Here is a 19,816-nt window from a genome sequence, read left to right as displayed (position 1 = left end):
CCTGAAAACTGCCTACCGTCGACGCCTGTCACCCATCCTACGGCAAGGTGACATGCGGTGCAGACTGTCAAGATAAGGCCACAATCTCTTCGCGGGCATATGCCGTGTTCCCGAACCGAGCGTCGCCATAGCTTCGGTTCAACCGATGCCGGGGTTTCGTCCAGTGACCCAGCTCATGACCCCAGACGGCGTAGAAATTCCGCGGGTTCTCGAAGAGCTCGATCGGGGGCATGTAAATCTTGTCGAGGTTCGGGACGTAACATGTTTCGCGACCAGAGAAGCTGACATTGGCACCGATTGCCTCGAAGAAGCTCTGCATATGCGGGATCGGTGCGCGTTCGGGGTGAACTTCCGGTTCGGCCGCAGCGGAATGGAAGCGAGGGTCCAACCCCTCGATCTGATCGGCGTTAAAGACGCGATAGGATTTCATGAAGGGGATGGTTTTTGGGTCTTCGGTTTCCGCCTCCCCGCCGTGGGCGCCTTCGGCCTGTTCGCGCTCGGCCGTTCCGTAATAGACGACCACCGACGATTTCGAGCCCTTTATGACTTTCGCATCGAGCTCATTCGCCTGCCTCAACGTCATCCAGTAGGGCGAGGAGAATCCGGCCATCAAGGTGCGCATGGTCAGCAAGAAGTTGTTGACGCCCTGATAGGGTTCGCCGTTCTGGCGGAGCGGCACAGAACTGCCGCCGACCGTCCAGGGCTTGCGCCAGGGCAACACGCCCCGGTCGATGATCTTAATGAGTTCGTTGGTGATCGACGCCGCGGCGTCGAACTTTGGCTTGCTGGATTTGGCCATGATGATCTCCGATGTCTGGTAAGTGTGCAGACCCGGAGGTACCGACCGTCAGGAAAACACCCTTGGAGGGGACGGCAGGGTCCGTCCAGAACCCTGCCAGACCCCCATTCCGTGACTCTGGATCCGGCAAAACCCAAAGCTTGCTTTTACTTTTTTCATATCACTGACACGAAGTGCCTTTCGGCATCAGTCCAGCGGAAGCCCAGAAATCGCGCCAAGCTGACCCTAAGATCCTTGAGCAAGACACCGAATTCGCTCATTTAGTGATCCCCACGTGCCTCGGTAGCTCAGCGGTTAGAGTTGACCGCTCATAACGGTTAGGTCGCAGGTTCGAATCCTGCCCGAGGCACCACGCGGACATGGTGGAATGGTAGACACCGGAGACTTAAAATCTCCTGCTCAATCGAGCGTGCGAGTTCGAGTCCCGCTGTCCGCACCATTTCATAGGCCTAACGCCTTCAGCGACTGGAAGCCGGTTTGGTTCCTTGCAAGTCGAGTGGTGGACACATGCACCCATAGACAAGTGAATAACCGCGCTAGAAGACAAAGGAGAACCCATATCCAAAGTCGAGGACGAATGAAGATTGGTATATTGGCATGGGGTTCTCTCCAGTGGGACCCACGAACTCTTCAGATCAGTGGCGATTTCTTGTCTGGCGGACCGAACTTGCCGATAGAATTTTCCCGCATCTAGGGCAGACCCGGACCGATCCGACGACAAAACCTAAACAGAACGAGCTGAAGTACGCGGACACCAAGGGGAGCAGGCCAGCGCCTTTGGGACCACAAATTGTGGCCTGCAGGGACGGATCGTCCTCATATGCATCCTTGCCGAGGTCGACGTTGAAGCCGTGGTCGCGTTTGGGTGCCGTATCGTAGTCGGCAACAGTCTTCTTGAATGGCGCGACGCCGGTCAGAGAAGGACCAGAAGGCAGGCTAGGGTCAGGTGACACACACCTTTATGACCCAGCACTATCCGGTTGAACGACGCGAGGCAGACCCTACAACTCGGTCTGCGGACGACTCCGGGCCACGCGTCGGGAGCATCCGCATGTTCTCAGAAACCAACCGGGATTGCCATGATCCGCCACATCGTCTTCTTCACCGCCATCAACAACGACAATATCGAATCCATCAGAAAAGGGCTCCAGATGCTCACCGGCATCCCTTATGCCCAGCACCTCGAAATCTCGCTCAATCGGAAGTCAGATCCGAACAGCAAGGAAATCGACGTCGTCGTCTATGGCGAATTCGCCAATGATGCGGCTCTGGCTGCCTACAAGGCGCACGAAACCTACGCGGAATCGATCCGCCGGGTGAAACCCCTGCGCGAACTGCGCTTCGCGGTGGACTACGATCAGGCCCAGGCCTTCACGGCTCCCGATGGACAGGCCTGAAGCAGCCTATCGCGCGGACGGGCCAAGCATTCTGCTGCGCGATGACCTCGCCGGTACCGAGATGCGGTTCGCCACACCACGCGAGGTGATCCGCGCCGACCATCTGGACGAAGTCCAGGCCGCGCTCGACCGAATGGAACGCACACGTGCGGCAGGGAAATGGTGTGCCGGTTACGTGAGCTACGAGGCCGGTTACGCTCTCGAGCCGAAATTGCGTGACATCATGCCCGGAGGCCGCCGCCTGCCGCTCGTGCTCATTGGGGTCTTCAACGCGCCCGAGACTGGATCGGTCGGGACACGGGCAACAGGCAAGGCGACTTTGACGGATGTCCGGCCAGAATGGGCCTTCGAGAATTACAGGTCGCGCTTCGAAAGGGTTCACCGACACCTTCGCACAGGCGATTGCTACCAGGCGAACCTGACTTTCCCGTTCTCCGCGCGATGGTCGGGAGATCCGATAGCGCTGTTCGAAGAAATGACCGCCAGGCAGCCGGTCCGCTATGCTGCCCTGGTCGACTTGGGTGGGCCCATCATCCTCTCACGGTCGCCTGAACTGTTCTTCCAGGTAGACGCGGAAGACTGGATCGAGACACATCCGATGAAAGGCACTATCCGGCGCGGATCGACGCCCGAGGCAGACGCCGCCCTGGCCGAGACCTTGCGACAGGACGGGAAAAACCAAGCCGAGAACCTGATGATCGTCGACCTGTTGCGCAACGATATCTCGCGCATCTGCCAATTGGGCACGCTGCATGTACCCGAGCTGTTCCGGATCGAAAGTTATCCCACAGTGCATCAGATGGTCAGCCGCGTTCGGGCGCGGCTGGCACTGGGGACGACCGTCTCCGATACTTTCACTGCGCTCTTTCCCTGCGGCTCGATCACCGGAGCTCCGAAGATCCGTGCGATGCAGATCCTGCGTGCGCTGGAAAGTCGTCCGCGTGACATCTATTGTGGGGCCATTGGGTTCATCGCTCCGTCCGGCGAGATGCGCTTCAATGTTGCCATTCGCACCCTCACACTGCACGCAGGCGGAGAGGCCGTCTTCAACGTAGGCGGCGGCATCGTGTTCGATTCCGAGGTTCGCTCGGAATACGACGAATGCCTGCTGAAAGCCCGCTTCGCCTCTGGACCGGATTCAAAGACTTGCCCGCGCACCGACATCTGAGCCCATAATCGTATGACGGTGGCTTTCGGTACATGTTAGCGTGCGTCATTGAAATATGACGACCCGCACACTTGCCCTTAGGTAAGCCGGCCCGTAAACACCTCCCAGCCGACACCACCCGCGTGCGGTCGCGCCCTCCGCGTCGACCCGAAATAACCTCAGGAACTCCGCTCTTGCTCGACCAGATCGCGCTGCGCGCCGAACTCGCCGATCACTACGATCTCTCTCCGTCCACCGACATCGCCACGGCACATGCTGACATCTACGCCCGGATGGACCGTGTCGTGACGCCCCCCGACTGGGCGATCTATGCGCCCTATGTCGCGGCGATCAATCAGCTCAAGAAGGATCGCAACGCGGTCATCCTGGCGCATAACTACATGACGCCCGAAATCTATCACGGCATCGCGGACGTGGTCGGCGACAGCCTTCAGCTGGCGATCGAGGCGACGAAGGTGAAGGCCGACGTGATCGTGCAATGCGGTGTGCATTTCATGGCCGAGACGTCCAAGATCCTAAACCCCGCGAAGACGGTGCTGATCCCCGACATGGAGGCCGGCTGTTCGCTGGCCGAAAGCATCACCGCGGAGGGCATCGCGGAAATGCGCGCTAAATATCCGGGCGCGCCGGTCGTCACCTATGTGAACACCACCGCCGAGGTGAAGGCCGCATCCGACATCTGCTGCACCTCCTCCAACGCGGTGCAGATCGTGCGCGGGATGGACAGCGACACGGTCATCATGACGCCGGACAAATATCTGGCGCAGAACATCGCCAATCTCGTGCCCGAGAAAAACATCGTGTGGTGGGACGGTGCCTGCATCGTGCACGAACAGTACACCGCGCAGGATCTGCGGGATTTCCGCGAATGGAACCCCGGCACAAGGATCATCGCGCATCCCGAATGCCCGCCCGATGTGGTGGTCGAGGCCGATTTTTCCGGTTCGACCAGCGGCATCATCGACTACGTGACGCAGCAGCGGCCGGAAAAGGCGATGCTCGTGACCGAATGTTCGATGGCCTCGAACATCTCGGACGCGCTGCCGGATGTGGATTTCGTGGGCCCCTGCAACATGTGCCCCTACATGAAGAAGATCACGCTGGAAAAGGTGCTGTGGTCGCTGCACACGATGCAGGGCGCGGTCGAGGTCGACCCGGAGGTCGCCGCAAAGGCCCGCGTCGCTGTTCAGCGCATGATCGACCTGTCCGCCAAGATGGCCGGCTAGGGCCATGACCCCGACCGAAACGCCGATCAACACGGGCCGCGTCATAATCGTGGGCGCAGGGCTGGCGGCGCAATATGCCGCGCTGAAACTGGCCCCGCGTCCCGTGCTGATGATCTCTCCCGAGGCTTTGGGAACCGGCGCCTCCTCGGCCTGGGCGCAGGGCGGCGTGGCGGCGGCGATGGACCCGGCGGACAGCGCCGATGCCCATGCCTGCGATACCGTCACTGCCGGTGCGGGGACGGTTGATCCGGGCGTGGCGGTGTCGGTCACAGCCGAGGCGCGCGATCACATCCTTGACCTGACCGGGTTGGGCACGCCCTTCGACCGCACCGCAGACGGCGACTATGTGCTGTCGCGCGAGGCGGCGCATAGCTTCGCCCGTGTGGTGCGTGTGCAGGGCGATCAGGCCGGGGCCGAGATCATGCGCGCCCTGACCGCACAGGTGCGCGAGGCGGATCATATCCAGGTGCTAGAAGGGGTGATGGCCACGGGGCTTGAGGTCTCGGGCGGCCGTGTCACCGGCGTGGCCGTCGCCCGCTGTGATCGGGGGCAAAGCGCGAGCGTCACCCTGCGCGGCACCGCCGTGTTGCTGGCCGGGGGCGGATCGGGCGGGCTTTATGCCCTCACCACCAATCCGCCGCGCATTCGGGGTCAGGTGATCGGCATGGCAGCCCGCGCGGGCGCACAGATCGCCGACGCGGAATTCGTGCAGTTCCACCCGACGGCCATGGCCTGCGGGCTGGACCCTGCCCCGCTGGCGACCGAGGCATTGCGCGGCGAAGGGGCCACACTGGTCAACCGACAGGGCGAGCGCTTCATGCTGGATGCGCACCCCGACGCGGAACTGGCCCCGCGCGACATCGTGGCCCGCGCCGTCTATGCCCAGACGCAGGCAGGGCTGGCCCCCGCGCTAGACACCCGCGCCGCCCTTGGCGCAAAGATCCTGACAGATTTCCCCGCCGTCGCCGCCGCCTGCCAGCAGACCGGGCTGGACCCGGTGACACAGGTGATCCCCGTGGCCGCCGCCGCGCATTACCACATGGGCGGTGTGGCGACGGATGCGGAAGGGGCCAGCACCCTGCCGGGCCTCTGGGCCTGTGGAGAGGTCGCCTCGACCGGGTTGCACGGGGCGAACCGCCTGGCCTCGAACGGGCTGCTCGAAGCGCTGGTCTATGGCCGCCGCTGCGCGCTGGCGATTCATGCCACGCTGCCTTCGCCCATGGATGTCGCGCCCGTCACCCTGCCCGACCTTCTGCCGGCGGAAACGCCCGACCCTGCGCTGGTCAAACGGCTGCGGCAGGCGATGACCGACGGTGCGGGCGTGATCCGCACGGCAGACGGCCTGACCCAAACGCTGACCCAGATCGCCGACATCGAAGCCGCGCAGCCCGGTTGCGAGACGCTGAAGAACATGACCGCCACCGCCACCCTGATCGCCGCCGCCGCGCTGATGCGCCGCGAAAGCCGGGGCGCGCATTTCCGGTCGGACTATCCGCAGGCGGACGGCGCAATCGGCACCCGGTCGCTGATGACCCTGAACGACGCGCTGGCACTCCGCGCGACCACGACCCGAAAGGAACCGGCATGAGCCCCCGTGCAAAATCGGCCCCCCTGCCCGACCTGATCCTTGAACCCCTTGTCCGCGCCGCGCTGATGGAGGATCTGGGCACCTATGGCGACATCACCACCCGCACGGTCATTCCTGCTGGCACCACCTATTCCGCGCGGCTGAATGCGCGCGAACCGGGCGTCGTGTCGGGCCTGCAGATTGCCGCACTGGCCTTCCGGCTGGTGGATCCCGCGCTGAAGATCACCGCGCACAAGGCCGATGGCGACGTGATCGCGCCGGGCGACCTGCTGATGGAGATCTCGGGCGACGCGGCCTCGATCCTGTCGGGCGAACGGGTCGCGCTGAACTTTGCCGGGCGCATGTCCGGCATCGCCACGCTGACCGCCGCCTTCGTGGCCGAGACACGCGGGACGAACACCCGCGTGACCTGCACCCGAAAGACGACCCCCGGCCTGCGTATCGTGGAAAAACAGGCCGTGCTGCATGGCGGCGGGTTCAACCACCGCTTCGGCCTGTCCGACGCGATCCTTATCAAGGACAACCACATCGCCGCCGCCGGTGGCATCCGTCCCGTGCTGCAATCGGTCAAGGCGCGGGCATCCCACATGATCCGCTGCGAGATCGAGGTCGACCGCCTGGACCAGCTGGCCGAGGTCCTGGACGAGGGTGGCGCAGACGTTGTTCTGCTGGACAACATGGACACGTCAATGCTGGCGAAGGCGGTGGACATGACCGCCCGTCAGGTGGTGCTGGAGGCCTCGGGCAACATGAAGCTGGACCGCATCGCCGAGGTCGCGGCTACGGGCGTGGACTATATTTCATCCGGTGCGCTGACCCATTCGGCGCAGGTGCTGGACTTGGGACTGGACTTCTGAGTCCACAACCCATCACGCACATATATGGCTTTTTCTTATATTGAATCGCAATAATATTACGCTGCACTTGCGAAATAATGTCGAACCGGGTAACCCCACGGAAGCCTGTCTGAGGAGGACCGACATGAGCCAATCCGCCCCGCAACGCAGCCTCACCGCGTCCGACATCCGTGCGCGCAAGGGGGCCGATCCGCTGGTCTGCCTGACCGCCTATACGACCCCCGTGGCACAGCTGGCGGACGCGGACTGCGATCTGGTTCTGGTCGGTGACAGCGTCGGCATGGTGCTGCACGGGCTGCCCTCGACCCTCGGCGTGACGATGGAGATGATGGTGCTGCACGGCCGCGCCGTCGCCCGTGGCCTCAGCCGCGCGCTGATGGTCGTCGACATGCCCTTCGGCAGTTACGAAGAATCCCCCGCCCAGGCCTTTCGCAACGCTGCCCGGCTGATGGCCGAAACCGGGGCCGGCGCGGTCAAGCTGGAAGGCGGCGCGCATATGGAGGACACGATCCGCTTTATCGTCGATCGCGGCATCCCCGTCATGGCCCACATCGGCCTGACGCCGCAGGCGGTGAACGCGCTTGGCGGCTACAAGGTGCAGGGGCGCGGCGCGGATGCGGACCGGATCCTGGAAGACGCCCGCGCGGTGACCCGCGCCGGGGCGTTTTCAGTCGTGCTGGAAAAGGTGCCCGCCGCGCTGGCCGATCAGATCACCGCGGACATCGCCATCCCGACGGTCGGCATCGGGGCCTCGGCGGGCTGTGACGGACAGATCCTTGTGATCGACGACATGCTGGGCCTTTTCGACGCCTTCAAGCCGAAGTTCGTGAAACGCTATGGCGATCTGGCCAGCGATGCGCGCACCGCCATCCGCACCTACGCGGCAGAGGTCCGCGCCCGCAGCTTCCCCGCCCCCGAACATGTCTTTTCCCAGGAGGAACCGGGCACATGAAGATCATCCGCACCAAGGCAGACCTGCGCGCCCTGACCGAAAGCTGGCGCCGGGCCGGCGAAACCATCGGCGTCGTGCCGACCATGGGCGCGCTGCATGCCGGGCACCTGTCGCTGGTAGAGCGGGCCTGCGCCGAAAACGACCGGGTAATCGTGACGCTGTTCGTGAACCCCAAGCAGTTCAACAACCCCGAGGATCTGGCGAAATACCCAAGGACCGAGGACAGCGATGCCGAAAAGCTGACGCCCTATGGCGCGGATATCCTCTATGTCCCCGATGGCGCGCAGATGTACCCCGAAGGCTTTGCCACGACCGTGTCGGTGACCGGGGTCAGCGAAGGCCTGTGCGGCGGGGCGCGGCCGGGGCATTTCGACGGGGTGGCCACGGTGGTGACCAAGCTGTTCCTGCAATGCGATGCCGACCGCGCGTATTTCGGTGAAAAGGATTACCAGCAACTTCAGGTGGTGATCCGGCTGGCCGAGGATCTGGATCTGAAGACCGAGATCGTCGGCTGTCCGACCGTGCGCGAGGACGACGGCCTCGCCATGTCGTCGCGCAACCTCCGGCTCGGGCCCGGGTCACGCGAAATTGCGCCGGTGATCGCCCAGGTCCTGGACGACGCCGCGCGTGTCATCTCCCGCGGCGGACAAGTCGCGCAGGCCCTCGATAACGCCAGGGCGGCGCTGCTTTCTGCCGGGTTCGACACGATCGACTACCTGGAGTTGCGCAGCGATCCCGACCTCAAGCTGATGACCAGGGCAGACCGCCCCGGTCGCCTTTTCCTCGCCGCCTGGCTCGATGGCGTGCGCCTGATCGACAATGTCCCTGTCGCGGGTCTCGCAAGCGTCCCGACTCGCAAAGATCACCCGCTCGAACCGGCCTGACCGGGCCGCCGCCTCTCAGCCCTGTGCCCGCAGCCCGGACCGCGCGAGGGCGGCGATCAGATCCGTCCTGGTGACGATGCCGACGATCCGGCCCTTTTCAAGGATCGGCACCGCATCGACATCACCATCGGCCATCATCGGCAGGAGCACCCCGACCGGAGTCGCCGGTACCGCCCGAGGCCCGGCGACGCTCATGATGTCCTTGGCTCGAACCGGCTGCGTACGATCCTGGTCGATCAGGCGCCGAAACGCCGCGAGATAGCCACGGTCGAGCCGAAGCGCATCCTCGCGCGCTCGGTCGATCAGGTGCATCTGGAAGATCACGCCAAGATAACGCCCCTCGACCCCGGTCACCGGAAGCGATGTGAAGCGATGATGTCTGAACAGGTCCGCAATCTTTGACAGCGGAGTGTCCGGGCCAATGGTCACCAGATCACGCGACATGACGTCGGTCGCCAGAAGCGGACCTGTCCGGTGCGCGGCGGCCTGCAACTCGGCCGCGCCGATCAACCGCGCTAGGTCTTCGACACCCAGATTGAACGACTGGCGATACTGGTCCAGCAGCTCTGTCAGTTCTTCTCGGGACAGCCCGATGCGCTTGGCGGGATCGGGATCTTCGGTGCGGTGGCGATTTGGCTCATCGAACTGGCGGAATGGGTACCTGCGCCCCGTGAGCCGGGCGTAGATCGCAGCACAGACGACCAGCGCGAGGGTGCCCGTGGCGACGGGCGCGATCGCGAACCAGAACCCAAGTCGCTCGACCGCCTCCGGGCTCATCGCCGCTGTCATGGCGACCGCACCCGCCGGGGGATGGATCGCGCGACACAGGATGCCGACCGTAATCGTCAGCCCGACCGCAAGGGCGATCCGCAGGACAGGGTCCGCGATCACGGAACAGACCGCCACACCGACCAGTGCCGCGAGGGTGTTGCCCACCACCGCCGACCACGGCTGCGCCAACGGGCTGTTGGGCACTGCGAACAGCAGGACCGACGTCGCACCGAACGGAGCAATCAGGTAAAGCCCAAGTGTCAGGTCGACCACGGGCGACAACAGGAATACACCCGTCACCCCAAGGCCGATCAGAGCGCCGAGCCCCGCACGAAGGGCCTCGACTGGCGAGGGACGGCCGATGACCGGGCCAAGCGAACGGAACAGGGATTCCATGACTGCTTCCTCGTCTGTTTTGCCCAAAGTTTCAGCAACCGACAGCAGGCGCAAGCACATCCGCCCGGCATTGAACCGGGCGCTCAGCCTGATAAGCTGCCTCTCACCTAGGGGTGTCCCGACAAGGGGCTGAGATATCGCTGGCGATTGCAGCGCGGTGACCCTTTGAACCTGATCCGGATCATGCCGGCGAAGGGACAGGATCGCGCAGACCTCTTGCCCTTGCCGGCCTCAGCATGACGAGGCCGCTTTGCCATATCAATCGACAGACCCACGCCCGATCCCGGCGACCATCGCCGTAGTCGTGCGCGACACCCAGGTGCTTCTCGTGCGTCGCGCCAATCCGCCCGATGCGGGCCTTTGGGGATTTCCCGGCGGCAAGATTGACCAGGGCGAACCCCTGTTCGACGCAGCCATCCGCGAACTGGCCGAGGAGACCGGCGTTTCCGCAGACCCGCTACGGGTGATCACGGCGCTCGACGCCTTTGATCACGACGGCACCGGCACCTTGCGCCGCCATTTCATCCTGATCGCCGTTCTGTTCCGCTGGATCGCCGGGGTTCCGGTTGCCGCAGATGACGCGCTCGAGGCGCGCTGGATCGACCTTGCCGCGCTGACGGATGGCAGCCTCGCGCTCAGCCGCGATGTCGGCGCAGTTGCGGACCAGGCCGCAGCCCTGATGGCGGGGGCACCGACATGATCGCCAACGTCCTGACCATTGCGGGCACGGACCCGTCCGGCGGCGCCGGCATCCAGGCCGACATCAAGACCATGTCGGCGCTTGGCGCCTATGCCTGTTCGGTCGTCACGGCCGTGGTGGCGCAAAACACCTGCGGCGTTCGGTCCTTCCAGGCGCTTGACCCAGATTTCGTCGCCGACCAGATCGACTCTGTGCTCGAGGACGTGCGCATCGACGCGGTGAAGATCGGCATGATCGCCAACGCCGGGATCGCCCGCGCGGTGTCCGACCGGCTGCGCCATCACGCGGCGCGCAACATCGTGCTGGACCCGGTGATGGTGGCGAAAAGCGGTCACGCGCTGCTGGATCCCGAAGCGGTTTCGGCGCTGCGCGAGGCGCTGGTGCCTCTGGCCACGGTCATCACGCCGAACCTGCCCGAGGCCGCCGTCCTGCTGAACCGTCCCGATGACTGGAGCACCGCGACCATGACCGCCGCCCTGCCCGACCTCCTTTCTCTCGGCTCCGAGTACGTCCTGCTTAAAGGCGGGCATCTGGAGGGCGCGCACAGCACCGACCTGCTGGCCGGTCCCGAGGGTATCCAGACCCTGCGCGCGCCCCGCATCACCACGACCAACGATCACGGCACGGGCTGCACCTTGTCCTCGGCCATTTCCGCGCTCCTGCCGCATCACGACATGGCCGAGGCCGTGACCCGCGCCAAGGCCTACCTGCATGCGGTGCTGGCCCAAAGCGATGCGCTGGACGTGGGCCACGGGCACGGGCCGGTGCATCATTTCCACGCGCTCTGGGCGTCAGACGGTTAGCGCGTCGATCCTGTCCCTGAGGGCGCGGGCAGCGGCCTCGGGGTCGGGCTGGCCGCAGATGGCGGAAACCACGGCGACGCCCTGCGCGCCGGCCTTCAGGACCTGCGCCACGTGCTCGGCCTTCAGCCCGCCGATCGCCACGGCGGGCACCGGGCTGGCAGCAACCTGCGCCGCCAGCCCTTCGAAACCCACAGGCGCCTTGTGATCCAGCTTGGAAGGCGTGGCAAAGACCGGCCCCGCACCGATGTAGTCGACCAGCGCCGGATCGACGGCGGCGGCCAGCGCGGGTGTCTCGACCGACAGGCCCAGCACCATCGCCGGACCGATCCGGGCGCGGGCCTCGGTCACGGCCATGTCGCCCTGCCCGATGTGCAGCCCGTCCGCACCAATCGCAACGGCGGCCTCCACGTCGTCGTTCACGATCAGCACCACGCCGGTTCCGGCCAGCGCCGCCTTCAGTGCCCGGCCAGTCTCGATCATCCGCGCGGTGCCTGCCGCCTTGTCGCGCAGTTGCACAACCGTCGCCCCGCCCGCGACGGCAGCGCGGGCGGTTTCGACCATGCCGACCCCGGCGCACAGGCCGGGATCAAGCACGAGGTAAAGCGAGAGGTCAGGGCAGCGCCTCACGCGGGCACCGCCGCGTCGTAAATCGCCCCCCGTGACAGGTCCGCCGGGGTGACCGCCGCCAGCGCATCGAGGAACCGGGGCGCAAAGCTGCCCGGCCCCGAGGCGCCCTCATCCGCCTTCGCCCCCGCAACTGCGAAATGCGCAAGCCCAGCGACGGCGGCGTCGAAGGCGTCTTCGGCCACCGCAGCATAGGCTCCGCAGAGACAGGTGAGCGAACAGCCAAGCGCGGTGTTCATCGGCATGAAGGGCGAGCCTCCCCCAATCCGCACTGCCCGCTCTCCGTCGGTCACGTAGTCCACCTCGCCCGTCACGGCGACCACGGCACCGCTGCTGCGCGCCAGCCGACGCGCGCCCTCTTCCGCTGCCGCGACCGGATCGCGCCCGTCGACGCCCTGCCCCCTGCTCGCCTCTCCGGCCAGCGACAGAATTTCCGAGGCATTGCCCCGGATGATCGTCGGGCCTTCGGCAACCAGCGCCTGTACCACCGCGCGGCGATAGGCCGTCGCCTGGCAGGCCACCGGATCCAGCACCCAGGGCCGCCCCGCACCTCGCGCGCCCCGGATTGCAGCGTGCATTCCGGCGACGAAGGGCGGCGACAGGGTGCCGATATTCACCGTCACGGCTCCGGCAATCCCGGCGAATTCCTCGGCCTCCTCGACGTCGGAAACCATGGCGGGGCTGGCCCCCGCCGCCAGCATCACATTGGCGGCGATGTTCATAGCGACGTAGTTGGTGATGCACTGCACCAGCGGCGGCGTGGCGCGCAGCCCGGTCAATAGGGTTTCGGGGCTCTGGCTCATGCCTTGTCCTCCAGCGGGATATACAGGTCTCCGCCTTCGCGGAACTTCTCGGCCATGCGGGCCATGCCGTCCTTCTGCGCCTCGGCGCGGATGTCGTGGGAAATCCGCATCGAACAGAATTTCGGCCCGCACATCGAACAGAAATGCGCGACCTTGTGGGCTTCCTTCGGCAGGGTCTCGTCATGCATCGACCGGGCGGTTTCGGGATCGAGCGAGAGGTTGAACTGGTCTTCCCATCTGAATTCGAACCGCGCGCGGCTGAGCGCATCGTCGCGGATCTGCGCCGCCGGATGCCCCTTGGCCAGGTCCGCCGCATGGGCCGCGATCTTGTAGGTGATGACCCCGACCTTCACGTCGTCCCGGTCGGGCAGCCCGAGGTGTTCCTTGGGCGTCACGTAGCACAGCATCGCCGTGCCGAACCAGCCGATCATCGCCGCGCCGATGCCGCTGGTGATATGATCGTACCCCGGCGCGATATCCGTGGTGAGCGGCCCGAGCGTGTAGAACGGCGCCTCGCCGCAGACCTGCAGCTGCTTGTCCATATTGGCCTTGATCTTGTGCATGGGCACATGGCCCGGCCCTTCGATCATGACCTGGCAATCCCGTGCCCAGGCGATCTGGGTCAGTTCTCCGAGGGTCTCAAGTTCGGCAAACTGCGCCTCGTCATTGGCGTCCGCGATGGAACCGGGGCGCAGCCCGTCACCGAGCGAGAAGGACACGTCATAGGCGCGCGCGATCTCGCAGATCTCGTCAAAATGCTCGTAGAGGAAGCTTTCGCGGTGATGGTGCAGGCACCACTTGGCCATGATGGAGCCGCCGCGCGACACGATTCCCGTGACCCGGTTCACCGTCATCGGGATCATGTGCAGCCGCACCCCTGCATGGATGGTGAAGTAATCCACCCCCTGCTCGGCTTGTTCGATCAGCGTGTCGCGGAAGACCTCCCAACTCAGGTCCTCGGCCACGCCGCCGACCTTTTCCAGCGCCTGGTACAGTGGCACCGTGCCGATCGGGACCGGCGAGTTTCGCAGGATCCAGTCGCGGATGTTGTGGATGTTGCGCCCCGTCGACAGGTCCATGACCGTGTCGGCTCCCCATCTGGTCGCCCAGACCATCTTTTCCACTTCCTCGGCCATCGAGGAGGTCACCGCCGAGTTGCCGATATTGGCGTTGATCTTCACAAGGAAGTTCCGCCCGATCGCCATCGGCTCGGCCTCGGGATGGTTGATGTTCGCGGGGATGATCGCGCGGCCCTTGGCGATCTCGTCACGGACGAATTCCGGCGTGACGAAATCCGGAATCTCCGCTCCAAAGCCTTCGCCGTCGCGCGGCAATGTCTGTGCATGGGCCTCGGCCTGCGCCTTGCGGCCGAGGTTTTCCCGGATCGCGACGAATTCCATTTCGGGCGTGACGATGCCGGCGCGGGCATAGGCCATCTGGGTGACAGCCCGTCCTTGCGTGGCGCGACGGGGCGCGTTGCGGACGGGAAATTCGGGTGTCAGCCGCGCGCCTTCGGCAAAGCCGTTGTCAGCCGCCTGCACATGGCGCCCGTGGTAGGTTTCGGTATCGCCACGGGCCGCAATCCAGTCCTCGCGCAGGCGCGGCAGGCCGCGGTCGATGGCGATCTGTGCATCCGGGTCCGTATAGGGGCCTGAGCTGTCATAGACGGTGACGGGCGGTTCCCCGGCCGTGGGGTGCAGGTCGATCTCGCGCATGGGCACGCGGATATCGGGGTGACGGGTGCCCGCGTGCCAGACGCGGCGCGACGCGGGCAGCGGGCCCGTGGTGACGGTTGGGGTGAGATCTTTCATCGGTCGGAGCCTCCATAGCTCAAAGCGTTGGAGACCCAGTTCCGCGTCGAATGGGATTGCCGGTGTGGGAATAGCCCTCCACGAAAGTGGTCGGGGCCCGCGCGGCCAGTGCACCATCCCTACGCCAGTGTGAACTGGATCAGGTTCATCGGGTCACTGCGCTGCACAGGTGCCAGCAGTATCTCAGCCTCTTGTCGAGACCCCCCGGGTGAGTGCCCGCAGGCTGTTCTGGGCGCGCGCAAATGTCAACGCACGATAAGAGGGGCCATTATCGTTACCGGCCCTATGCCCTAATTCGATAGATACTCTTCAGATTCTAGGTTCCTCTAAGAGCCATGCCTGATCAGGGCGACAATGCGTCGGCACGGCGATCCTCCAAGGATTTCAGAAACGCTATCAAAAGCTCGATTTGAGCATCGGTGATCATAGATCTTGGCGCGAGGATCGGCGAAATCGCATCAATCTCTGTCGACCCCATCAGATGCTCTCCGCCTTCGGCGTAGGCCCGTGCAAACTGATATGGATTGAGATGTTGCTGGATCGCCTCGCTGAGAGTTTTGCCCTGACCGTTATGGAAATAGGGCGCCGTGAGCGTGACGTTCCGCAAGGGCGGCGTCCGGAACAGAAACCGGTCCTCTGCCAAACCGGTGGCATAGAAGCGGCCTAAATCCTTCTCCTCCCGCATGTCGGGCACCCCGATGGAATGGAACCCGAAGTCACTGAAGACATCGCCCACATGACACACGGCGCATTTACCGACGCCATAGAATAGGACCGCCCCGCGTTTCTGATCCGCCGTGAGGGCGGAAAGATCGCCGACGAGGTAGCGATCCCAAGGCGTTTCCCGGGACTGAAAGGCGATCTCGATGTAATGCGCGAGCGCATTGCCGAGATGAGCCGGACGCACCTCTTCGGCAGCCCCGACCCCGTAGCTCTTGCGAAACAACCTCTGATATGTCTCCGTATCCTTACCGCGCTCATCGTCCTCGTAGAGTCGCGTCGCGAGGCGTGTCAGCACAGCTTCGGGGAGCGGCGCGCCGAGTGACTTGGGAGCAAGAACATTCCCGGCGCCGGGCTCGCCAAGCATCTCCGCCGGGATAATGATCGGCCGAATCGATTGCAACGCCATGAGGTTCTCGAATCCCGTCGTCGGCAGGGGCTCGGGCGATACGAGCCCGCCCTCATTCGCGGCGGCGAGCGCCTGAACCCGACCATCCCAGAGCATGGTTGAGACGTCGTTGTGGTCGCGGTTCCAGAGATCGGGCACGTTGCGCGCAGGAACGCCGGGCAACCATTCTGGCGATACGTCAAGATGTGTCTCCAAGGCCGCCCCGTCCGCGGTCGCGGAGACCAAGACATGGCAGGTGGCGCAGGTGCGATCCCCCTGCCCGCTCAGGAGTGGATCGAAAAATAACCGTTCGCCGAGCCGGAACTTCGCATTGCGCAGATATTCCTTCAGAGGCAGCGGCGCGAGATCGAAGAGCCGGGACGTGACGCGCAGCTGGGCATCAAGCTGGTCCGCATCCGCGAGCACCGCCCTCAAGTCCGGATAAGCGGGATCGGAGGTTGCAGAGAGGTTGAGGGCCGCGAGCGCATGCCGCGATACGCCCTCCGAAAGCAACTGTTCGGTGAGCACACTGTAGCTTTTGCAGGGCAACCGGCCGATCTCGAGAGACAGGTCGAGGCGCGCCGCCTGCGCAGGGTCCAGTTGGGCACGGGTCTCCTCTGTCGCCTCCGCGCTGCGCAGCGCTTGGTCGCAGGCGGCGGCCAGCGCGCGGAGGTCCTTCTCCGTCCGGTGAAGCACGAAACGCGGACGTAGCTCTGCCAGGTAGAGCCAGACCGGCAGGGATAGACCGATCCCGATGATGGCGATCCGGGTGAAGAGGTCGAGCACATCGCGCGGGCGCACCCGCTTCACCGCCCGGGCTCCGGATCGAACTCCAGCGCCGCCAGGAAGGCGACGAGCTCGGCGATCTCCGCGTCGCTGAGCTCGACCGCGTAGCTCGGCTCCAGTGACCAGCGCGCGATTTTCTGGTAGACCTCGGCCCGATCTAGCGCGGAAAGTCTGCTGGTATCGATCTCTGCCAAAGGATCGACATGCGCCCGGATGGCGCCGGCGAGATCCGGCTCGACCCCGGAATGGGAATAGGGCGCGGTCTTGGTGACATTATAAAGCGGCGGCGTGCGGAAGGCGTAGCGATCTCGGGGGTCTTGCGTGAAATTGTAGCGGCCGTAGTCGATGCCGAAGCCGTTGAACCCGAACCCGAACTGCGCGAACGGAATCGCGTGGAACCTGAGGTCCGAGAAATAGGGGCCACTGTGACAGGCCGCGCACTGCCCGCGGCCGTAGAAAAGGAGGCCGCCGGCCAGTTCCTGGTCTGTCAGCGCCTGACGCTCGAAGACAAAGCGATGGAGCTTGGTCTCCCGAAGCCGGAACTCGGAGCGGATGAAGGCGGCAATGGCCTCGGCGATCTGCAAGTAGGTGAGCTGCTCGAAGTCAAGCCCGGACGCTTCAGACAGGGGCTCGGCGATCTCGGGCGTCCCCCGAATGCGGCGGGCGATCTCCTGGTGCACCCGGGCCGCGGCGTTGACATCGCCCTGGCGGAGCCATTCCGTGTCATTGCTCTCCCCGATCATCTCGCGGAACTCCACCGGCGGCAGATGCGCGGTCACGACCAGAGGGTCGTCGGAGGGCGCCATGGTGCCGAACTGGCTTCGGACCGCACCCGAACTGGCATCTACCCGTCCGTCCCAAAAGAAGACGTCGAAGCCGATCCCGCCGCGGCCCCAGAGGGCGAGGGCGTTGCGTGAGAGCACCCCTGCCTGGCTCTTCATCCGCTCGACGCCTTTGCCGACACCACCTGCCCCATGTCCAAGCGGCAGACCATCCGCGGAGCCGAACTCGTCGAGGTGGCAATTACGACAGGAGACGTTCCGGGTAAGCGAGAGAAGTTCGCTCTCGAAGAGGAGTTTGCCGACCGCCGCCTTTTCCGGTTCGAAATCGGGCCAGGACTCTTCGGCCGGACGCAATCCATTCTCCAGCGCGGCCTTGCGCAGGACGGCCTCGCGCATGGTTTCGGCCATGGCGGGGGCGGCGCAGATCAGCGCGATCGCGAAGAAGACCCTAGTAATGGATTTCATGGATCTCGATCACATCCTGCAGGTCTGTCGCCTTGGCCTCGATGGCCTTCAGTGCCATGTAGGACAGGGCTGTCTCGTCAAGCCCGACGAGCATCAGCCGCTTGCGCATCAGGTCGTAATCCTGGCAGTCGATCAGCGCGATCTCGCTCGCCTCGAGGTCCCGGACACTTTCAGCCGAAGGCGCAGCCTCCAGCTTCTGTTTGGCCAGGAGATGCGCGCGCATCGAGCGATCACAGCGATAGGTCGCCTCTTGGTACGACGGCTCGGCGACGAGGATCACCCCCCAGGTCCAGAGCGGCGGAACGATCTGGCCGATCACCACGCCACCGGCCAGGACCAGGGCATATCGGAGCCAGCTACTTCGCAACGATATTGAGCGCATCGAGGACCTCGGGGGTGATGGTGCCAGTGATCTTCAGGTTCCAGTCCTTCTGGAACTTGCTGAGCGCAGTTTTGGTGCCGGTGCCGACGATCCCGTCGATGGCACCGGTGTAATAGCCATAGGCATAGAGTGCCGTCTGAACCCGCCTGACAATCTCGGTGAAGGCCGTACTGTTGCCGGGCAATGTTTTCGGCGCCTGCGACGCGCGCGGCATGACATAGGATGGCGGCGTGCTGTTGCTTGAGGGTTTCGACGGGCGATAGGAACTGCCCCCACTCGAATATCCCCCGCTCGAGGAGGAGCGATGGCTGCCATGCGATCCGTGCGAGCCATGGCTCGAGTGTGATCGGTGCCCGGCCAGCGTGTACTTGTGCTCGCCCCGTAGGATCTGGAACAGCGAGGCCGACGCATCATCGTCATAATCGAGCCGCGGTGGTGCGACCACGGCCTGAGCCCCCTGTGGCAGGTAGCCCGCGGCCGCGAGCGTGATGGCGAATTTTCCGATCTTCTTCATTGCGGCCGTATCTCCATGAATCCGTCCTCCTCCCGGTACCACTCGAAGAACCCGGCGCAGTCGTCGCGCAGGCTGCACGTTGCGCAGGCCGGGAGGTACTTCTGCTTCCAGTCTGAAATCGATCGTGCCGCGAGATCCCGATAGGCCGGAGGCACCGTGCAGAGCGGGAAATTGTAGAGCGTCACGTCTTGGCGGCGCGCGCGCATCAGGTCGATGGCCGCGCCGAGACTGGCGAAGTCGATGCTGCTGTCGAAGAAGCACCGGCCCCAGTTCATCCGGCCATAGCCGATGCGTTCCATCTGCATGATCGCCCAGGTTGCGGCGAAGGGTAGATGTCGCGCGATGAAGTCGGCGAGACTTGGCAACCCAGGAGCGTTCTGCCGCAGGACAACTGTTCTGAGCTCGAGCGCGGCGCCGGCTAGGCCCAGGAGCGCGAGGTTCGGAGACAGCTGTGCGAAGGCGCCAGGCTTGCCGACGATCTCGTCATGGGTTGCGGGGTTGTCGGAATAGATTGGCACGCCCCAAAGCAGCCGTGCCCGGTGCTTGCGCAACCATGCCAAATCCGCGCGCTCGAAATACTGCCCGTTGGTCAGGATGTGGAAGCAGAGATCATCGCGGGTCGCGAAAACTGCGTCGATAAAGGCGAAGAGGGCGTCCTTGTGCAAGAGCGGCTCTCCGCCGGAAAGCCCGATCTGCGCGCCCGTCGGCGCCAGCCGGGAGGCCGCGAGGAAATGGTCAAACATGTCCTGGTGCTGCGGCTTCGGCGGCTGGGAACACATAAGACAAAGCTGGTCGCATTGCTCGGTAATCAGGAACGTGTTGTGCGGCGAGGCCGCCCGGATGAGTCGATGGGCGATCTGGCGCCGCGGGTCGACGAGCAGCACATCGCCCGCGACCTCTGCGGGCGCGACATCCGAAAGCCTGAACTTGATCTGTCCGGTCTGGTAGCCCAAGGTGCCCGCCTCCTCCGACCAAAGCGTGGCATCCTCCGCGCAACGCG

The 19,816-nt window shown here is 64.6% G+C and carries 19 protein-coding genes, 2 tRNA genes and 2 riboswitches; of the genes, 11 read left to right on the top strand and 10 right to left on the bottom strand.

Features of this window, described 5'->3' with window-relative positions; all coding sequences use genetic code 11:
* Positions 1–67: 67 nt before the first annotated feature.
* Positions 68–799, bottom strand: a complete 732-nt coding sequence (locus IEV87_RS19625) for an ArdC family protein (RefSeq protein ID WP_373284071.1) — start codon at positions 797–799, stop codon at positions 68–70.
* 276 nt (positions 800–1,075) lie between these two features.
* Between IEV87_RS19625 and IEV87_RS19620 the strand changes: the two genes are divergently transcribed.
* The 9 genes from IEV87_RS19620 to panC all read left to right on the top strand — a co-directional run bounded on the left by IEV87_RS19620 (position 1,076) and on the right by panC (position 8,871).
* Positions 1,076–1,151, top strand: a tRNA-Ile gene (locus IEV87_RS19620).
* A 1-nt stretch (position 1,152) separates the two neighbouring features.
* Positions 1,153–1,238: transfer RNA gene (locus IEV87_RS19615), tRNA-Leu, on the top strand.
* Between the two features lie 640 nt (positions 1,239–1,878).
* Positions 1,879–2,196 (top strand): Dabb family protein, encoded by a 318-nt coding sequence (locus tag IEV87_RS19610; protein WP_043754029.1) that lies wholly within the window; start codon positions 1,879–1,881, stop codon positions 2,194–2,196.
* A complete protein-coding gene (locus IEV87_RS19605) occupies positions 2,183–3,364 on the top strand; it encodes an aminodeoxychorismate synthase component I (RefSeq protein ID WP_156127932.1) in 1,182 nt (393 codons plus the stop codon). The genes IEV87_RS19610 and IEV87_RS19605 overlap by 14 nt, the downstream gene beginning before the upstream one ends.
* A gap of 173 nt (positions 3,365–3,537) precedes the next feature.
* Complete coding sequence (gene nadA / locus IEV87_RS19600; protein WP_188479532.1) at positions 3,538–4,590, top strand: quinolinate synthase NadA; 1,053 nt, start codon at positions 3,538–3,540, stop codon at positions 4,588–4,590.
* 4 nt (positions 4,591–4,594) lie between these two features.
* Positions 4,595–6,178 carry an L-aspartate oxidase gene (locus tag IEV87_RS19595; RefSeq protein ID WP_043754026.1) on the top strand — a complete coding sequence of 528 codons (1,584 nt, stop codon included), beginning with the start codon at positions 4,595–4,597 and terminating at the stop codon, positions 6,176–6,178.
* Entirely contained in the window at positions 6,175–7,035 is an 861-nt protein-coding gene (gene nadC / locus IEV87_RS19590; RefSeq protein WP_043754024.1) for a carboxylating nicotinate-nucleotide diphosphorylase, read from the top strand. Before IEV87_RS19595 ends, nadC begins: the two co-directional genes overlap by 4 nt.
* A gap of 124 nt (positions 7,036–7,159) precedes the next feature.
* Complete coding sequence (gene panB, locus IEV87_RS19585; RefSeq protein WP_043754022.1) at positions 7,160–7,987, top strand: 3-methyl-2-oxobutanoate hydroxymethyltransferase; 828 nt, start codon at positions 7,160–7,162, stop codon at positions 7,985–7,987.
* Complete coding sequence (gene panC, locus IEV87_RS19580) at positions 7,984–8,871, top strand: pantoate--beta-alanine ligase (RefSeq protein WP_043754020.1); 888 nt, start codon at positions 7,984–7,986, stop codon at positions 8,869–8,871. Before panB ends, panC begins: the two co-directional genes overlap by 4 nt.
* Positions 8,872–8,886: 15 nt before the next feature.
* Here the strand turns inward: panC and IEV87_RS19575 are convergent, their stop codons facing one another.
* Positions 8,887–10,038, bottom strand: coding sequence for an HPP family protein (locus IEV87_RS19575; RefSeq protein ID WP_043754018.1), 1,152 nt, complete (start codon positions 10,036–10,038; stop codon positions 8,887–8,889).
* A gap of 99 nt (positions 10,039–10,137) precedes the next feature.
* Positions 10,138–10,254: riboswitch (TPP riboswitch) on the top strand.
* A 34-nt stretch (positions 10,255–10,288) separates the two neighbouring features.
* On the opposite strand from IEV87_RS19575, the gene IEV87_RS19570 reads away from it, so the two are divergent.
* A complete protein-coding gene (locus tag IEV87_RS19570; RefSeq protein ID WP_043754014.1) occupies positions 10,289–10,738 on the top strand; it encodes an NUDIX hydrolase in 450 nt (149 codons plus the stop codon).
* Positions 10,735–11,541, top strand: a complete 807-nt coding sequence (gene thiD, locus IEV87_RS19565; RefSeq protein ID WP_043754012.1) for a bifunctional hydroxymethylpyrimidine kinase/phosphomethylpyrimidine kinase — start codon at positions 10,735–10,737, stop codon at positions 11,539–11,541. Before IEV87_RS19570 ends, thiD begins: the two co-directional genes overlap by 4 nt.
* Here thiD and thiE read toward each other — a convergent pair.
* The 8 genes from thiE to hxsC all read right to left on the bottom strand — a co-directional run bounded on the left by thiE (position 11,530) and on the right by hxsC (position 19,769).
* A complete protein-coding gene (gene thiE / locus IEV87_RS19560) occupies positions 11,530–12,168 on the bottom strand; it encodes a thiamine phosphate synthase (RefSeq protein WP_043754009.1) in 639 nt (212 codons plus the stop codon). The two genes, thiD and thiE, sit on opposite strands and share 12 nt — an antisense overlap.
* Positions 12,165–12,968 (bottom strand): hydroxyethylthiazole kinase, encoded by an 804-nt coding sequence (gene thiM, locus IEV87_RS19555; RefSeq protein WP_043754006.1) that lies wholly within the window; start codon positions 12,966–12,968, stop codon positions 12,165–12,167. Before thiM ends, thiE begins: the two co-directional genes overlap by 4 nt.
* Positions 12,965–14,779 (bottom strand): phosphomethylpyrimidine synthase ThiC, encoded by a 1,815-nt coding sequence (gene thiC / locus IEV87_RS19550; protein WP_043754005.1) that lies wholly within the window; start codon positions 14,777–14,779, stop codon positions 12,965–12,967. The genes thiM and thiC overlap by 4 nt, the downstream gene beginning before the upstream one ends.
* A 98-nt stretch (positions 14,780–14,877) precedes the next feature.
* Positions 14,878–14,996: riboswitch (TPP riboswitch) on the bottom strand.
* 126 nt (positions 14,997–15,122) lie between these two features.
* Positions 15,123–16,697 (bottom strand): cytochrome-c peroxidase, encoded by a 1,575-nt coding sequence (locus IEV87_RS19545; RefSeq protein ID WP_043754004.1) that lies wholly within the window; start codon positions 16,695–16,697, stop codon positions 15,123–15,125.
* Entirely contained in the window at positions 16,694–17,920 is a 1,227-nt protein-coding gene (locus tag IEV87_RS19540; protein ID WP_229737721.1) for a His-Xaa-Ser system-associated MauG-like protein, read from the bottom strand. Before IEV87_RS19540 ends, IEV87_RS19545 begins: the two co-directional genes overlap by 4 nt.
* Entirely contained in the window at positions 17,904–18,302 is a 399-nt protein-coding gene (locus IEV87_RS19535) for a TIGR03982 family His-Xaa-Ser system protein (RefSeq protein ID WP_229737720.1), read from the bottom strand. The genes IEV87_RS19540 and IEV87_RS19535 overlap by 17 nt, the downstream gene beginning before the upstream one ends.
* Entirely contained in the window at positions 18,277–18,816 is a 540-nt protein-coding gene (gene hxsA / locus IEV87_RS19530) for a His-Xaa-Ser repeat protein HxsA (RefSeq protein ID WP_043754003.1), read from the bottom strand. Before hxsA ends, IEV87_RS19535 begins: the two co-directional genes overlap by 26 nt.
* Entirely contained in the window at positions 18,813–19,769 is a 957-nt protein-coding gene (hxsC, locus tag IEV87_RS19525) for a His-Xaa-Ser system radical SAM maturase HxsC (RefSeq protein WP_229737719.1), read from the bottom strand. The genes hxsA and hxsC overlap by 4 nt, the downstream gene beginning before the upstream one ends.
* Positions 19,770–19,816 lie beyond the last annotated feature (47 nt).

This window comes from Primorskyibacter flagellatus (assembly GCF_014638275.1).
Classification (GTDB): Bacteria; Pseudomonadota; Alphaproteobacteria; order Rhodobacterales; family Rhodobacteraceae; genus Pseudooceanicola; species Pseudooceanicola flagellatus_A.
This window is presented reverse-complemented; position numbering and strand designations above follow the sequence as displayed.

Bases quoted from the DNA above. Each gene is read 5' to 3' on its own strand.
- thiC (WP_043754005.1), bottom strand. From the start codon at position 14,779: ATGAAAGATCTCACCCCAACCGTCACCACGGGCCCGCTGCCCGCGTCG.
- IEV87_RS19540 (WP_229737721.1), bottom strand. From the start codon at position 17,920: ATGAAATCCATTACTAGGGTCTTCTTCGCGATCGCGCTGATCTGCGCC.
- IEV87_RS19625 (WP_373284071.1), bottom strand. From the start codon at position 799: ATGGCCAAATCCAGCAAGCCAAAGTTCGACGCCGCGGCGTCGATCACC.
- IEV87_RS19575 (WP_043754018.1), bottom strand. From the start codon at position 10,038: ATGGAATCCCTGTTCCGTTCGCTTGGCCCGGTCATCGGCCGTCCCTCG.
- IEV87_RS19595 (WP_043754026.1), top strand. From the start codon at position 4,595: ATGACCCCGACCGAAACGCCGATCAACACGGGCCGCGTCATAATCGTG.
- panC (WP_043754020.1), top strand. From the start codon at position 7,984: ATGAAGATCATCCGCACCAAGGCAGACCTGCGCGCCCTGACCGAAAGC.
- IEV87_RS19535 (WP_229737720.1), bottom strand. From the start codon at position 18,302: ATGCGCTCAATATCGTTGCGAAGTAGCTGGCTCCGATATGCCCTGGTC.
- thiD (WP_043754012.1), top strand. From the start codon at position 10,735: ATGATCGCCAACGTCCTGACCATTGCGGGCACGGACCCGTCCGGCGGC.
- nadC (WP_043754024.1), top strand. From the start codon at position 6,175: ATGAGCCCCCGTGCAAAATCGGCCCCCCTGCCCGACCTGATCCTTGAA.
- IEV87_RS19605 (WP_156127932.1), top strand. From the start codon at position 2,183: ATGGACAGGCCTGAAGCAGCCTATCGCGCGGACGGGCCAAGCATTCTG.
- thiM (WP_043754006.1), bottom strand. From the start codon at position 12,968: ATGAGCCAGAGCCCCGAAACCCTATTGACCGGGCTGCGCGCCACGCCG.
- hxsA (WP_043754003.1), bottom strand. From the start codon at position 18,816: ATGAAGAAGATCGGAAAATTCGCCATCACGCTCGCGGCCGCGGGCTAC.
- IEV87_RS19610 (WP_043754029.1), top strand. From the start codon at position 1,879: ATGATCCGCCACATCGTCTTCTTCACCGCCATCAACAACGACAATATC.
- panB (WP_043754022.1), top strand. From the start codon at position 7,160: ATGAGCCAATCCGCCCCGCAACGCAGCCTCACCGCGTCCGACATCCGT.